Source organism: Pirellulales bacterium, assembly GCA_035533075.1.
Classification (GTDB): Bacteria; Planctomycetota; Planctomycetia; order Pirellulales; family JAICIG01; genus DASSFG01.
Map to the genome: position 1 here is coordinate 30,320 of DATLUO010000107.1, position 14,191 is coordinate 44,510.

Annotated in this window: 16 protein-coding genes; 12 read left to right on the plus strand and 4 right to left on the minus strand. The window is 63.1% G+C overall.

The annotated features are described in order from the left end of the window. Positions 1 to 25: 25 nt before the first annotated feature. Entirely contained in the window at positions 26 to 706 is a 681-nt protein-coding gene (locus VNH11_14200; GenBank protein HVA47518.1) for a Uma2 family endonuclease, read from the plus strand. Between the two features lie 53 nt (positions 707 to 759). Here VNH11_14200 and VNH11_14205 read toward each other — a convergent pair whose 3' ends face one another. Both VNH11_14205 and epsC read right to left on the minus strand, forming a co-directional pair. Continuing rightward, positions 760 to 1,437, minus strand: a complete 678-nt coding sequence (locus VNH11_14205) for a Uma2 family endonuclease (GenBank protein ID HVA47519.1) — start codon at positions 1,435 to 1,437, stop codon at positions 760 to 762. Between the two features lie 365 nt (positions 1,438 to 1,802). Continuing rightward, the gene (gene epsC / locus VNH11_14210; GenBank protein HVA47520.1) at positions 1,803 to 2,759 is read right to left on the minus strand and encodes a serine O-acetyltransferase EpsC; all 957 of its coding nucleotides are present in this window, start codon (positions 2,757 to 2,759) and stop codon (positions 1,803 to 1,805) included. A 505-nt stretch (positions 2,760 to 3,264) separates the two neighbouring features. Here epsC and VNH11_14215 point away from each other — a divergent pair. The 10 genes from VNH11_14215 to VNH11_14260 all read left to right on the plus strand — a co-directional run bounded on the left by VNH11_14215 (position 3,265) and on the right by VNH11_14260 (position 9,469). Beyond that, positions 3,265 to 3,987 carry a hypothetical protein gene (locus VNH11_14215; GenBank protein HVA47521.1) on the plus strand — a complete coding sequence of 241 codons (723 nt, stop codon included), beginning with the start codon at positions 3,265 to 3,267 and terminating at the stop codon, positions 3,985 to 3,987. 3 nt (positions 3,988 to 3,990) lie between these two features. Then, entirely contained in the window at positions 3,991 to 4,572 is a 582-nt protein-coding gene (locus VNH11_14220; protein ID HVA47522.1) for a hypothetical protein, read from the plus strand. A 4-nt stretch (positions 4,573 to 4,576) separates the two neighbouring features. Next, the gene (locus VNH11_14225) at positions 4,577 to 4,984 is read left to right on the plus strand and encodes a hypothetical protein (protein HVA47523.1); all 408 of its coding nucleotides are present in this window, start codon (positions 4,577 to 4,579) and stop codon (positions 4,982 to 4,984) included. Between the two features lie 142 nt (positions 4,985 to 5,126). Beyond that, complete coding sequence (locus VNH11_14230) at positions 5,127 to 5,750, plus strand: DUF6690 family protein (GenBank protein HVA47524.1); 624 nt, start codon at positions 5,127 to 5,129, stop codon at positions 5,748 to 5,750. Positions 5,751 to 5,901: 151 nt separating this feature from the next. Beyond that, positions 5,902 to 6,135 (plus strand): hypothetical protein, encoded by a 234-nt coding sequence (locus tag VNH11_14235; GenBank protein HVA47525.1) that lies wholly within the window; start codon positions 5,902 to 5,904, stop codon positions 6,133 to 6,135. A gap of 314 nt (positions 6,136 to 6,449) precedes the next feature. Then, the gene (locus tag VNH11_14240) at positions 6,450 to 6,713 is read left to right on the plus strand and encodes a hypothetical protein (GenBank protein HVA47526.1); all 264 of its coding nucleotides are present in this window, start codon (positions 6,450 to 6,452) and stop codon (positions 6,711 to 6,713) included. 3 nt (positions 6,714 to 6,716) lie between these two features. Then, the gene (locus VNH11_14245) at positions 6,717 to 7,301 is read left to right on the plus strand and encodes a PSP1 C-terminal domain-containing protein (protein ID HVA47527.1); all 585 of its coding nucleotides are present in this window, start codon (positions 6,717 to 6,719) and stop codon (positions 7,299 to 7,301) included. A gap of 230 nt (positions 7,302 to 7,531) precedes the next feature. After that, on the plus strand, positions 7,532 to 8,620 hold the full coding sequence (gene serC, locus VNH11_14250; protein HVA47528.1) for a 3-phosphoserine/phosphohydroxythreonine transaminase: 1,089 nt from the start codon (positions 7,532 to 7,534) through the stop codon (positions 8,618 to 8,620). Positions 8,621 to 8,649: 29 nt separating this feature from the next. Then, entirely contained in the window at positions 8,650 to 9,147 is a 498-nt protein-coding gene (locus VNH11_14255) for a hypothetical protein (GenBank protein ID HVA47529.1), read from the plus strand. Next, positions 9,140 to 9,469, plus strand: a complete 330-nt coding sequence (locus tag VNH11_14260) for a hypothetical protein (GenBank protein ID HVA47530.1) — start codon at positions 9,140 to 9,142, stop codon at positions 9,467 to 9,469. The genes VNH11_14255 and VNH11_14260 overlap by 8 nt, the downstream gene beginning before the upstream one ends. Before the next feature lie 535 nt (positions 9,470 to 10,004). Here VNH11_14260 and VNH11_14265 read toward each other — a convergent pair. Both VNH11_14265 and VNH11_14270 read right to left on the minus strand, forming a co-directional pair. Then, on the minus strand, positions 10,005 to 11,381 hold the full coding sequence (locus VNH11_14265; protein HVA47531.1) for an FAD-binding oxidoreductase: 1,377 nt from the start codon (positions 11,379 to 11,381) through the stop codon (positions 10,005 to 10,007). Beyond that, positions 11,365 to 12,873, minus strand: a complete 1,509-nt coding sequence (locus VNH11_14270) for a glycosyltransferase family 39 protein (GenBank protein HVA47532.1) — start codon at positions 12,871 to 12,873, stop codon at positions 11,365 to 11,367. The genes VNH11_14265 and VNH11_14270 overlap by 17 nt, the downstream gene beginning before the upstream one ends. A gap of 193 nt (positions 12,874 to 13,066) precedes the next feature. Between VNH11_14270 and VNH11_14275 the strand changes: the two genes are divergently transcribed. Beyond that, positions 13,067 to 14,191 (plus strand): hypothetical protein (locus tag VNH11_14275; protein HVA47533.1); only part of this gene is annotated, 1,125 nt, incomplete at its 3' end.

A 14,191-nucleotide genomic window follows, 5' to 3' on the forward strand; every position in this document is an offset into this window, starting at 1 on the left:
TAGAATGGAAGCAGGAGGTGGCACTATGGCAATTGTAACCGAACAGCGCGTCGCGCCGCTGACGGCCGGCGATCAATTGACCCGCGACGAGTTCTTGCGCCGTTGGGAAGCTGATCCGAACATCAAGCTGGCCGAGTTGATCGAAGGGACCGTCTACGCGCCTTTCCGCAATGCGATCGAGCATGGCGACATGGTCGGCGGAGTGGCGGATTGGTTGAGCACCTATCATATCGCAACAGCAGGTACGGCCGGCGGCAGGAGTACCACGTTGTTGATGCTCGACGACGCCCCGCAACCCGACCTGAGTTTGCGCCTGCTGCCGCAATGTGGCGGCGCAGCGTGGATGGAGGGCCGTTATCTGCGCGGCACGCCCGAGTTGCTTGCGGAGGTTTCTGTTTCTACCGCCTCCTACGATCTGCACCAGAAACTCAGGCTTTACCAGTCGGCCGGCATTCCCGAATACCTGGCCGTGGTGGTCTTCGAACGGGAAATCCGCTGGCACGCGCTCGTCGACGGCCGCTACCAGTTTCTTTCGCCCGACATCGACGGACTTTATCGCTCGCGAGTCTTTCCCGGCCTTTGGCTCGATGGCCAGGCTCTTTTGTCGGGCAACCTGCGGCAGGTGCTCGACCGCTTGCAGCAGGGTTTGCGGTCTGACGAGCACGAGCGATTTGTGGCCCAGTTGGCCGCCCGACGCAAGGCATAGCGCGACTTTCCAGCCTATCAGGTTGAACCCTGAACCCTTTCGGGCTTTCCAGCCTATCGCGACCGCTTTTTTCGCGCCGGAGGAGGATCTCGCTCCACGTCGGCAAACAACTCTTCCAGCGGCACGGAGAAGCCGGGCAAGACCTTTCCCCCGGTCAGGGTTTCAGGTTCAGCCAGCACCTTCGACGACTTCTTGCCGCTGAACGCCTCCACGGTGCGCTTTCGCGGATCGACGAACCAAACCAGACGCACGCCCGCGTCGAAATAGTCGTCCAGCTTTCGCGACATTTCCTTGGGTGTGTTGTCTTCGCTCAGCACCTCCACGGCCAAATCGGGCACAAGGTGCGGCATCTTTCTCGAACCACGACGCTGCGAAAATCTCTTCGACGATGCGAAAGCAATGTCCGGAATGCGCACGAGACCGGGAAACAGCCGCATCATGCCATCGGGGCCCGAGACTTTGCCGAGCTTGTGAGCTTTCACGAAGCTGTTCAGCAGGGTTATCAGGTCAACCGTCAAGCAAGATTCTTCATAACCCACAGTCTTCTCCACCAACACGCCGTCGACGAGCTCGCAAAGCCGGTCTTCGCGCTCTTCGACATCGACCACGTCGTTTTCCGTCGCCGTGCCCGGCGCCGGCACATTACGGATGCGCCAAGCGGGCATATTTCCAAAGAGCTCCGCGAGATCGTTGATGGTTAAGGCGGTGGGTTGGCTTTCGACGATGGCCATGGCGACTCCGGCACGAGGATTGCCTTCCATTGTGGCGCGTGGACGAGAGAGCGCCAAGACGGCAACGCCCGCATGCCCGCATGAGCTTGCCTCAAAGGTGAATCAGAGGCCATGCCGCGGGCTTGCCCCGCCGGTCGCTGACGTTGGTTTCTAGTTGGCGGTCGCTCCCTCAAAACCTTTGGGGGTCGTTCTTCCAGCCGTATTATTGGGCGCGGTCGTGGAAGGGGAACTGGGCCGTGAAGCGCAGAACGGCCAAGAGCCGTTTCAGCCGTGCGATGCGGAGCATCGCGCAATGGTGCCGGCTCAACCGGCATCGGCCGATTACGGAACAGCAGCGCACACTTTGCCAGAAGTTTTGGCGGCCGTTAAATCTGGTAATTCATTTCCGGCTGCAGCTCGTCGCTCTCGGCCCGCATGCGGAGCTTGGGCTTTTCGAGCACCACGGTCGTGCGCGGCCCCACGCTTCGCGTCAGCCAGACGTTCGAGCCGATCACGCTGTCGTGGCCGATCACCGTGTTGCCGCCCAGCACGGTGGCATTGGCATAGATCACCACGCGGTCTTCAATCGTCGGATGCCGCTTGGTGCCGCGCACGAGCTGACCGTCGCCGTCGGTCGGGAAGCTCAAGGCACCCAGCGTCACGCCCTGATAGAGCTTCACGCGATCGCCGATCTGGCACGTCTCGCCGATGACCACGCCCGTACCGTGGTCGATGAAAAAGTGCCGGCCGATGCGGGCGCCGGGATGGATGTCGATGCCCGTCTTGCTGTGCGCCCATTCGGTCATCATTCGCGGCACCAGCGGCACCTCCAAATCCCACAACAGATGCGCCAGGCGGTAGACCGTGACGGCCTCGAAGCCGGGATAGCAGAAGACGACTTCGTCGGGGCATTTTACGGCCGGGTCGCCTTCGTAGGCCGCCCGCGCGTCGAGCGCCAGCAGGTGCCGCAATTCGGGCAACTGCTCCAGGAACTGAAGGGCCTTGGCCTGCCCCAGCGCCTCAAAATCGACGTCTTCCTCGCGGCAGGTCGAGCCGTTGGCCTCGTGCCGCAGGGCGCGGCCGATTTGCACCGTGAGCTTGTCGTGCAGGCCGTCGATCAGATCGCCGACGTGATACAGCACGTTGCCGAAGTGCAGCCCCTCGCGACGCCGATAGCCGGGGTAGAGAATCTCCTTCAACGCCTCGGTGATCTCGATCACCACTTCATAGTTCGGCAACGGGCAATGGGCCAGGTGGTTGATCGTGCCGACCTGTGAGTAGGTCTCGACGATGCGGCGGGTCAGTTCAGGCAACTGTTCCTTGAGTCGGAAGTCGGAGGCCATGGCGAATCTTCTTTAGACTGGGGTCCGTGGAGTTGCGGCGCCGGGGGAGCGGGCACGCGCCGTAGAGGCAAAAGAACGCGTCCGGTCACTCCGGACAGCGGCACAGCAGGCTCAGAAAACGCACAGGAGCGATGGCCCGGTTGAGGAACATAAAACGCCAGCCGTCAAGGTTTGCCCAACGGATACGGAATTCCCAGCTTGAAGTCTTGCTGCCGCTAATCCTAGGCGGCACCGGCGGCAAAATCAAGCCTCTCACCAGACTCTTCGGCCACGGGCGGAGGGAAGTTTAATGCGGCAACTCCGTTCCGCCCGGCAAACCGGGCGCATTGCCTGCTTTTTTATGCCTGAGAATCTGATCGGCAAAAAAGTGCGGGCCGGCAAGAGAGACGAGTTCTTGCGAGCCGCCTCGTACTGGCGCCTGAAAGCGCCCGACATCTTTGGGCGGCCGCGCGTTAAAAGGTAGAATAGGATGGTTGAAGTTCACGCGCTTCGGGAAACTCAAAAAATGGCCGGAAAGAAGCTAGCGACAGTGCCGCCGCGCGGCGGGTCGGGCGTCTGGAAAGACCACGATCCCCCGGTTAAAACGGGGCCGATCGACCATCGGTCCGCGCTGGAAAGCGTTCGCTTTTTAACCCGCACCCAATATGAGATGCACAGGCCCGATGCCATGCAGGTTGAACCCAAAGAGTTGATCCGTGTCTTGAACGAGGCGGGCGTCAAGTTTGTGCTGATGGGGCATCATGGCATCAGCGGCTGGCTCTCTGAGCCACGTGCCACGCGCGACGTGGACGTGGTGGTGCAAAAACGGCACTTCTCCAAGGCGGTGCGCGCAATCCATGCTGTTTGGCCGGATCTAGTGATCAAGGAATTCCCCGTTGTCACGCGCTTTCTCGATCCGGCCAACAAAGAACCGGTGATCGACGTGATGCGTCCGAATGATCTCTATCGCGAGACCTTCAAGAATTGCGTCCGTGTCGGCAAGACACACGATGTGCCGAACCTGGAGCTGGCCCTCGCCGCAAAGTTCGCCGCGATGGTATCGCGGATGCGCGAGATACCAAAAAAACTTTCCGATGCCAGCGATTTTGCGCAAATGGTCCGGCGGAACCAGAACGAGATTGACTTTGATCGGCTCCGCAACTTGGGCGACGCGGTTTATCCGGGTGGCGGCGACGAGATTGTGCGCTTTGTCGAGGACATCAAAGCCGGACGCATGCTGAGGCTGTAGCCGATGAATTCCGCGAAGCACTTTACTATGGCCGAGCTCGAGGCCGGACTCAATCACATCCGCCAATCGCCGAAGGGGGAAGGCCCGCTGGTGATGATCGTGCGCAGGCCGCGCGTCAACGAGCGCGAAGTGCTGGCCGAGGCACAACTCGACCCGGTGCGGGGACTCGTCGGTGATAACTGGAGCGAAAAAGCGAGTGCGGCCACGGCCGATGGCTCGGCCCATCCCGACATGCAGCTCACGCTGATGAACACGCGCGTCATCGCGCTGCTGGCGCAAGACCAAGAGCGCTGGCCGCTGGCCGGCGATCAGCTTTATGTCGATCTCGATCTGAGTGCCGAGAACCTGCCGCCCGGAACCCGTCTCGCCATCGGCTCCGCGGTCGTCGAAGTGACGGCCGTGCCGCACACCGGCTGCCGCAAGTTCATGGCCCGCTTCGGCCGCGACGCCATGAAGTTCGTTAATTGGAGCAGAGACCTGCACTTCCGCGGCGTCAATGCCAAGGTTGTTCGCGCGGGCACGGTTCGCATCGGCGACATCGCCATGAAGCTTGCTCCGCCCAGCAACTCGCCCCCGGCCGAATAACGCCATGCCCGCCGCCGACAAATCCGTGATCCTGTATCTGGAACTGGCGCGTGCCGCCAAGATCCGAAATCGTCCCTGGGACCGCGACAAGCTGTTGCTGCTGGCCGGCATGGTCGCCGCCGAGCGCGGCCGCCACACCGTGGCATCGCTCTGCCGACGCGAAATCCTGGCCCACAACCCGGGGCACCTGATCGGTCGCTATCCGAAGTTCGCCGACGCTCTGGATGACGAACGCTTTACCCGCTACGTCGCTCAACTCCGCCGCAGCTATACTCCCGAACGTTGCGAGCACATGCTGGCCTCGCTCGGCATCGACCCGCAAGAGCGTCGCGGCCGCTTTGTCGATTTTGACGAGTACGCGGCCGCCACTGTCGCGGGCGATGGGCCGGCTGGCGACGAGAGCGGTCCGTAAGCTGCGCCGGTTGTAGCGGCGCGGCCAGCACGGCGGGCGTCGTGGCGACTCACCGCACGAAGCAGCCGATGCCGAAGATGAGGGATTGGTGGCGAAGCCGTACCTCACCCCTCATCCCTTATCCCTCAACGAACTCTGCACAATGTTCAGCCGGACTTGGTTCGCGTTGATGCTGGCGGGATCGGTCGGCTTACCGTACCTTTACTCGGCGTCGTTTGGATCGGCAAAAGCACGGCCCGCGGCGGCGACCGCATCCTACGGCGGCACGATGACATCGGCGCCCGCCAGTGACGGACCGCCCCCCGCGCTGTCACCGGAACTGCTCGACAAAGCCCCGACCCAAAATGATCTGGCCGAGGTGTTCCGCTGGGACATGACTACGTCGTGGATTCTGGGACATTGGCCGCGGGTTTCGGCCGGGCTGTCGGAGGTCGAGATGCAGGGTTATCGTGTGCCCTTGGTTACGGGCACTGCCACCGACGACCTGGCCGGCTCGCTCACGTACTACTTCAACCAGCGGCAGCGCGTGCGGCGGATCACCTTTTTCGGCACCACCGGCGACTCACGGCGGCTGGTGGCGCTGCTGGCGAGCAAGTTCGGCTTTGTGCGCGAGTTGAACGACGATCCGGGCCTGTTCTTGTACCGCGTGCGCGACGGTCGCAAGGTGATCAGCGAACTGCGGATCAAGCCCGCGCGCGTGGTGCGTGCCGACGCCCCCTACAGCCGGTTCGAGGTGGCGTTGCTCATCGAAAGGCCCGCGGAGTGATCGGGCGTTAGTCGGTCATCGTTCGGCCAATAATCGGGGCGGTCCGCGCATCGTATGATTGAGTCAAGGTAGTCCCTAAGCCAAGCGACAGTCGAAGCTCTCGCCGCCAAAGGCAATTCGGAGATGAGAATCCTTGAATGGCCACCTCAGTATGCCAAAGTCGTGTTTCTTCGCTGGTTCCACGCGAGATCCGAGGTGGGACGCCTCCGGCAACCGCGCGACCTACCAGGCGAAAGACGCCCCCGGCGCCCATGACTTCGGCTTCAGCCCCACGCACTACGCCGGCGGAGCCGTGGGAGAGGTCGGCGGCACTTTCTGGCGTTCGGGCAAATACGGCTACCATGCCGATCGCGTAGGGAGATTGTCGCTCGACGACCCGTTTTGAAGAAAGGCATGAAGGCCCAAACCGCCAGCTTCGATCGCTTCGGGCTGTTCACCTCGAACATCGGCGGGCAGATCGTGCGGATTTATCTCGACGACCTCAAGTACACGGCCCGGTCGGGCCGCTGAACGCCGAGCCGCGACCGCGGCCAATAGAACGAGTAAATGCCCTTTCACACCCTGCGGCGTTTTGGCCGCCGATTTCGCTGCCGGCTCAAGGCGAAACATTGCTCAACAGCTCGCTGGCCGCTTACACTGGTAGCGGCTGGGCACAACGCGCGAAAGCCCCGGTCGAGCTCGTTTTTGGAAGGACCACCAATGGCGACCGTACAGCAACTAGCAAGCGAGCGGCGATTCATTTTGCACGGCGTGCCGTGGGATACTTACGTGGCACTGGGCGACATCGAGGCCAACGGGCACGTGAGAATGACCTACGATCGAGGAACGCTGGAAATGATGGGTCCGCGAGCGGTCCGGTTCACAACCGTCTTAAAACTCCTGCTCGCAACGAGTCCACGACAGAAACACTCCTGGAATACATTTCGTCTTGGCACGAATCGGCCAGCGGAGCAGAATGGATGAATCATGGCCCGCTTTCATTTGGTCCGTGTCGGCGCGCTGAGCAACGTCGGCCGATTTGCCTCCGTCGATGCCACGCGTTTCCCGCGCGGCTCGCGGGTGATCGTGCGCACCGCGCGCGGGCTGGAAGTGGGCCACGTGCTCGCACCGCCGGGCGTCGAGAGCGACGCCCAGGCCGACGGCTCCCTCCTGCGGGGCATGACGCTGGAAGATGAACTGCTCGACGCTCGGCTCGGCCGCAAGCGGCAGGCGGCTTACGACGCTTGCCGCCGCCGCCTGCAAGAGCTTCGCTTCGACACGGTGCTGCTCGAGGTAGAACACTTGTTTGACGGGCAAACGCTGGTCTTCTATTTTCTGGGACCTCAGCCGCCGGAACTTCAGGCCGTGACGTCGGAGCTGGCTGCGGCCTACGACGCCGAGGCCCAGATCGGCACGTTCGCCGACGTGCTCAAGCAGGGCTGCGGTCCCGGCTGCGGCACTGAGGAGGCGGCCGGGCCCGCAAGCGGGCGCCCCGGCTGCGGCAGTTGCGCGACCGGTTGCGCCGTCGCGGGGTTATGCGCCACGAATAGCGGCGCGCGTCACACGAGTTAGCTGCTCTGTAGGGAACGGACTCCGTGCCGTTCCGAGGAGCCGGAAATACGGTCGATTCGCAGTTCGCGGAACGGCACGGAGTCCGTTCTCTACAGAAACTCTCTTTACGTCTCGCCAAATGGTATCACCACTACCCAACCGGGCCCATCCTAGCGGTTCGAACGCGGCAAGCTTATCATCAACGGTTTACCCGACTATGCAGACTTCTTCGCCCACAACCAAACTTCGTGATGACTGAGCGCGTTTATAACTTTTCGCCGGGTCCGGCCGTGCTGCCGCTGAAGGTGCTCGAAGAGGCGCAGCGGAACCTGGTGGCGCTGCCGCAAATCGGCATCTCGCCGCTGGAGATCAGCCACCGCTCGCCGTGGTTCCAAGGGGTGCTCGACGAGACCGAGGCCAACCTGCGCCGCTTGCTGGCCATTCCCGATCATTACCGCATCGTCTTCATGCAGGGCGGATCGCGGTTGCAGTTTTCGCTGGTGGCCATGAACCTGTTGCGGGGCACCGGCCGCAGCGCCGACTATGTCGTCACCGGAAGCTGGGGGCAAATGGCCATGCAGGAAGCCGCCCGCGAGGGGACCGCTCGCGCCGCCTACAACAGCAAGCCCCACAACTTCGACCGCCTGCCGCAGCACGGCGAGTTGGAACTCGACCCGCGGGCGCGCTACGTCCACCTCACGTCGAACGAGACGATCCAGGGCGTGCAGTTTCAAAGCGATCTCGACGCGGGCGGCGTGCCGTTGGTGGCCGATCTGTCGTCCGATTTTCTCTGCCGGCCGCTCGACATGTCGCGCTATGGCTTGATCTATGCGTGCGCTCAAAAGAACGCCGGGCCGGCAGGCGTGACCATCGTCATCCTGCGCGACGACGTGTTGGCCCAGATCGACGAGGGGCTGCCGACCATGCTCGATTATCGGTCGTTCGTCAAAGAGAAATCGCTCATCAACACGCCGCCGGTGTTCGCGATTTATCTCGTGATGCTCGTCACGCGGTGGCTGCTTGACGACGTGGGCGGGCTGGCGGCCATGCTGGAAATCAATCGCCGCAAAGCCGGGCTGCTGTACGACGTGATCGACGGGAGCCGCGGTTTTTATCGCGGGCATGCCCAGCCGAACGCCCGGTCGCTGATGAATGTCACCTTTCGCTTGCCCGACGATGCCACGCAAGACGAGTTCGTCAAGCAGGCCAAGGCGCGGGGGTTGGTGGAATTGAAGGGGCACCGTTCGGTGGGCGGGATTCGGGCGTCGATTTATAATGCCATGCCGATGGCAGGCGTAGAGAAGCTGCGCGATTTCATGCGCGAGTTTGCCCGGCTGTAACACTGGAACCATTTTAAGGAGCGAAAGCGATGGACCGACCGTCATGCGTAGTGGCGCTTTTGGCAGCCCTGTTGTTGGGCTGCGGCCAATCGAACCCGCCGCCCGGCCCCGCGCCAGCCTTTCAGCCGCCCGCGAATTCTGGGACGCCGTCGGCCCCGCCGGTCGATGAGAAGGCAGAGCCGGCGTCGCCTGCTGGACAGGGAGTGGTCTCCGAGGAGATGCCCGCGGAAGAGAAAGAGGAGATGACGGTCGAAGACACGCCTGCCGAGAAGACCGTCGAGACGCCCGACGAAGATGCCGCGGCCAACGACGAGACTGTCGCCGACGAGGAAGCGGCTTCGGCCGCGCCAGCCAGGCCCAAGGGTGCCGGCGGCAAGTTGCTCCGCGGACTGGGCAACTCACTCAGCCGAGCGCTGTCAAAGGCCTCGTCGGGCGCCGCGGCCAGCAACGAGCGTCGAGCGCCGCCGAAGCTCGAGGACGATCCGTTTCCGAAGGGCGAGCCGGCCGACAACAAGCCGAATGAATGAGTCGCAAGCACGACCGCAGGCGGAATTCGACTATCTGCCCGGCCGCTTGGATGAAGCACTGGAGTTTCTCAAGCGGACGCGCAGCGAGTTGCGCACGTTGCGCATGGTGCGCGTCTGGACCGACCGCTTGCAGGTGTTCGACGTGAACCACGACTTTTTCGAGGTCCGCGGCATCGGCTATGCCGACGCCGACATCGTGCCGCTGTTGGAACTGGTGAACACGAACTTCAAGCCCGAATCGATCCACGTGTCGATTGCCTCGCCCTACAAGGAGTTGTTGACAGGCCGGCGTTATCCCTGGGCGCACGATCGGGTGTTGTAGGTTGTCGGTCGGTCGTTGGCAACCTTTGACGGCCGCACCCGATTTGCCGCTTTGGACCAACCACCATTCCAGTTTATATGGGGCATCGCGCGCCCAAGAATGCATTGAACAAATTGCCGGCGGCGGGAACAAATAGATTCTCGATCGAGCGATCGGACCGGCTCGTCTAAAGCCACGCTGACGAACCGCCAGGATTCACCGAGCGACTTTGGTTGGCGGACGGCGGCCACGGCCCGTTCGATCTCTTCGGCCGTGAGTGGATCGAGCGGATGGGCTGTGTGCGGTGCCGCGTTGTTTTTAGCCGCGGGCCGCTCGGCAGCTTGAGTGCTGCCGGCGGTCAACCAGCGCCCGGCCGCCACGATGCCCGTGGCCGCGGCCGACGCGCCAAGGAAAGACCGCCGTGACGTGGCGCCACCGTTCCTACGCGGATCATCGGTGTGTATCATTAGAACGGTCCTGATAGCTCGCGATTAAACGATCTCTGCCTCGCTTTGCAGGCGGCATGCCGCGAAGAGCTTAACCGACCCTATGATAATCACGCGTCGCCCGGCGCGGACAGGCCCAACCGCCGGGCCAGCGACGATGAGAAGCGACCGTGCGGATCGATGCGGGCCTTGATCGCGCGAAACTCGGCCAGCCGCGGGTACATGGCCGCAAACGCTTCTCGCCCGGTAAGCGCGTCTTTGGCCAGGTAGACGCGGCCGCCATGACGGAGCAAAAGCTCGTCGAGCTTGCCGCCCAGCCTCCGCAGAGGCTCGCCGGTGTTGGGTAGATCGAGCGCGATCGTCGTGCCAGGATAGAGAAACGACAACATGCCCGGCGTCGCCGGACCGCTCGGCTTGAGCACGGCCAAAAACGCCGCCGCTCCCGAATCGGCCACCGTTTCCAATAGCTCGATCAGGCCGCGGCGCGAGGTGTCGGGCGGAAGCAGCGCCTGATACTGCACGAATCCGCGCCGGCCGTAAATCCGGTTCCAGTGACGCACCCCGTCCAGCGGATAAAAGAACCGGTCGTAATCGACCAACCGCCGGCCATTGCCGTGCCGGGCGTAATAGAGCGAATTGAACGCGCGGGCCGTGTGCCGGTTCAGCAGCCCATTCGGCAGGAAGCACGGCACGTTTCGCGTCTTGCGCGTTCGCAGTTCGAGCGGGCAACGTTGCAGCTTGGGCGGCAGCCGATCGGGCGGAGCGTCGTCGGCCAACATCACCACGCCGCGGCCCAGGGAGTGACGCGGAGCGAGGCAGTCGAGCCAGGCCACCGAGTAACGATATTGCCGGGCGGTCGCGAAGGCGTCGAGTGTTTCGTCGAGATCGGCCGTGCGGCGGTATTCCACCTCGCACCAGGCCGAGTTGGTTCTGACGAGTCGCAGTCGTGTGCGCACGACGATGCCGGTCAGGCCCATTCCGCCCACCGTCGCCCAGAACAGATCGGCGTTGGCGGTAGGCGAGCAACGGACGATTTCGCCGCAAGCGAGGAGCAAGCCGAGGTCGGTCACGAAGTTGCCGAAAGAACCGTCGAGGTGGTGGTTCTTGCCGTGAACGTCGGCCGCGACGGCTCCGCCCACGCTCACGAAGCGCGTGCCCGGCGTGGTGGGCAGAAACCAGCCGTGCGGCAACGAGCGGTCGATGATCTGCTCCAACGAGACGCCGCCTTGACAGTCGATCGTGCCGGTTTGCGGGTCGAAGGAGACGATTTCATTGAGGGCGGCCGTGCAGGCCACGCCGCGGTCGCGATTCAGGGCCGCGTCGCCATACGCGCGTCCGCAGCCACGGGCGATGTAGCTCGGCTGCCTGCCCGCGGCCACCAACTCTCGCAATTGGCCCAGCGTGTCGGGGCGGACCACGTGACAAGGCTCGACCGGGCAGTTTCCCCAGCCGGCGAGAAGCTCGTGTGTGTTAGCGACGGTCGACATGCTGCTTCCAATGACTGACGACGACTCCCGACAGCGTACACGTCTCGTCGCAATCGGCGCCGAACTCTCGCAGGTCGGTCGCCGGGGCCAGGTCTTCGACAAACCAGATGCCGGACGAGTTTTTGAAGGCTTCCTTTAATAATCCTCGAATCTCAGCCGCTTCGTGGGGCGTCCGCGGCGAGTGAGGCACATAGAACCAAGGAACCTGGTCCCAGCGATCGGAACCGGAAAGGTGCTTCAGCCCCGGCGAAGCGAGCGGTCCCGTGACCACCACCCACTCCCGCGGCCGGCGCTTGCCGGCGATGTGGGCCTGCATCATCCGATAATCGAAGCGCATGTAGCCCGGCACAAGTTCGACATCGGCGGTCACCATTTGAAGGACCAACAAGGCGAACGCCAGCCTGCCGGCCGCGCGTGAGACAACATGCCGCCGCAACAGCACCATACCGGTCGCATAGAGCAAAAACAGCAGCGGCGTCAGCGGCAAGGTATGCCGGACCGCTCCGAAGGGGTGAGCACCGACGCCGGCCAGCAAAAGAAACACAAGGAACGTCGACAGAGAAAGGGCGGCGATCAACTTGGCTTGTGTCCCGCGGCGGAGGGCGGCGGCAAGCACGCCCGCCAGCGGCAAAAAGCCGATCAGTGACACCTTGTGCCAGGCCGGACTTAAGTGGCCCATATATTCGCTGAAAGTGGTGTGCCCTACGAAACCGCTAAGATTGGTCGTTAAGAATGTCTTGAGCGAGGCATAGGAGCCGAGCTCGAAGAAATAGCGCGCCAGAAAATCGGAGTTGCCTGTGCCATGCGTGGCGATTTGCGGGCACATGAATGCAAAGATATTCAGCGCCGCGGCCAGGGCGGTGGTCGCGGCTACCGCGCCGCCCAGAGCGGCGCCGCGGAGCGTGAGTCGTCCGGTGGCGAGCGAGAACGCCGCGCTGACGGTCAAGACAATGGCGACGACGATGATGTTGGCGTATTGCACCGAGATGGCCGCCGTGGCGCTGGTGGCCAGAAATGCCGCGTGGCCCGGCGTCGCACGCCGCCGGAACCTGCCGAGACTGAGAAGAAAGCAAAGCAGCGCCGCAATCCCTAGGCTGTAGGGACGCGATTCGCACGAATAAAAGACATAGCTGGGTGCGACCGCATTCAGGGCCGCAAGCAGCACCGCGCCCCGCAGGCCGAGCCACAGCTTGCCCACATACCACGCCAGCACCACGGCCCCGACGCCGCCCGCCACCGCGGGAAAACGCAGCATGGCGTCGCTGTGGTGCAGGCAGAGCGCCGCGTGGGCCAGCAGTGCGTAACCGGGCGGATTGCGGTCGAGCAAACGCAGCCGCGAGAAGACTTCGGGCAACGACGGCGCCGACGAGATTTGGTATTGGATCAACTCGTCGCCCCAAAGATCGCGGTCGATGAGGTTCGGCGCGCGCAAGGCAATCGCCAGGCCGACGATGGCCACCAGCAGGGCCGCGGGGCTTCGACTTAGTGACATAACCGCTTTGGGTTTCTTGGATGGACTGCGGCCGCAATTCTATCGCGACCGGCGCTTTTGGCCCAAGATCAGCTTGCCTGACGCGGGACCAGGGGATGCCGGAAACGGCCCGACAAGCTAAGATTATGCGTAGGTCAGGCTTTCCAGCCTGACGTGTCGTGAAAAGGGCCACGTTTTTGCTTGGGAGACTGTCATGCCGTCGCTTCGCCTTAAGATAACGGTCGTCTGTTTCACCGCCTCGATCATTTCGACCTCCACAGTCCGTGCCGCCGATGGCAAAAAGGACGACGGCGACCAGGCCCGACAGCGGGCGGTGGGCAAGGCGATCGACTATCTGCGTCAGAAGGGTCAGGCCGAAGACGGCTCGTTCAGCCGGCAAGCGGGTCCCGCCGTCACGGCGCTCGTCACGACCGCGTTGCTGCGCAGCGGCCTCTCGGCGAAAGACCCGATGGTGGCCAAGGCGCTGAAATACGTGGAAGGCTTCGTGCAGGACGACGGCGGCATCTATCACAGCGGCAGCGCGCACCAGAACTACGAGACCTGCCTGGCCATGCTCGTCTTCGGAGAGGCCAACCGCGACGGCCGCTACGACAAGCTGCTGAAGAACGCCGAACGCTTCGTCACGGGTCTGCAATGGGACGAAGCCGAAGGCCAGGACGAATCGAGCTTCAACTACGGGGGCGCCGGATACGGCGGCAAGAAACGGCCCGACCTGTCAAATACGGGTTTCTTCATCGATGCCCTGAAGGCCGCCGGCAACGGACCCGACGACGAGGCCATGAAGAAGGCGCTGATCTTCGTCTCGCGATGCCAGAACCTGGAGACCGAGCACAACACGACGCCCTTTGCGGCCAAGAACCCCGACGGCGGTTTTTATTACACCGTGGCGGCGGGCGGCGAGAGCTTTGCCGGCAAGCTCGACAACGGCGGCCTGCGCAGTTACGGCTCGATGACCTACGCCGGGCTGAAGAGCATGATCTTCGCCGGAGTCGGAGCGGACGATGCGCGTGTCCGTGCTGCGGTCGAATGGGTGCAAAAGAACTATTCGCTGGACACGAACCCCGGCATGGGCGACGCCGGCCTCTATTACTACTACCACACCTTCGCCAAGGCGCTCGACGCTCTCGGCCAGGACCAGCTTGTGGCAGCCGACGGCACGAAGCACAATTGGCGTGCGGAGCTGGCGGCCGAGTTGGCCAAGCGCCAGCACGAAGACGGTTCGTGGACCAACTCCAATGCCCGCTGGCTGGAAGGCGACGCCAATCTCGTCACCGGCTACGCCTTGCTCGCGCTTTCCTACTGCCGGCCGCACGAAAAA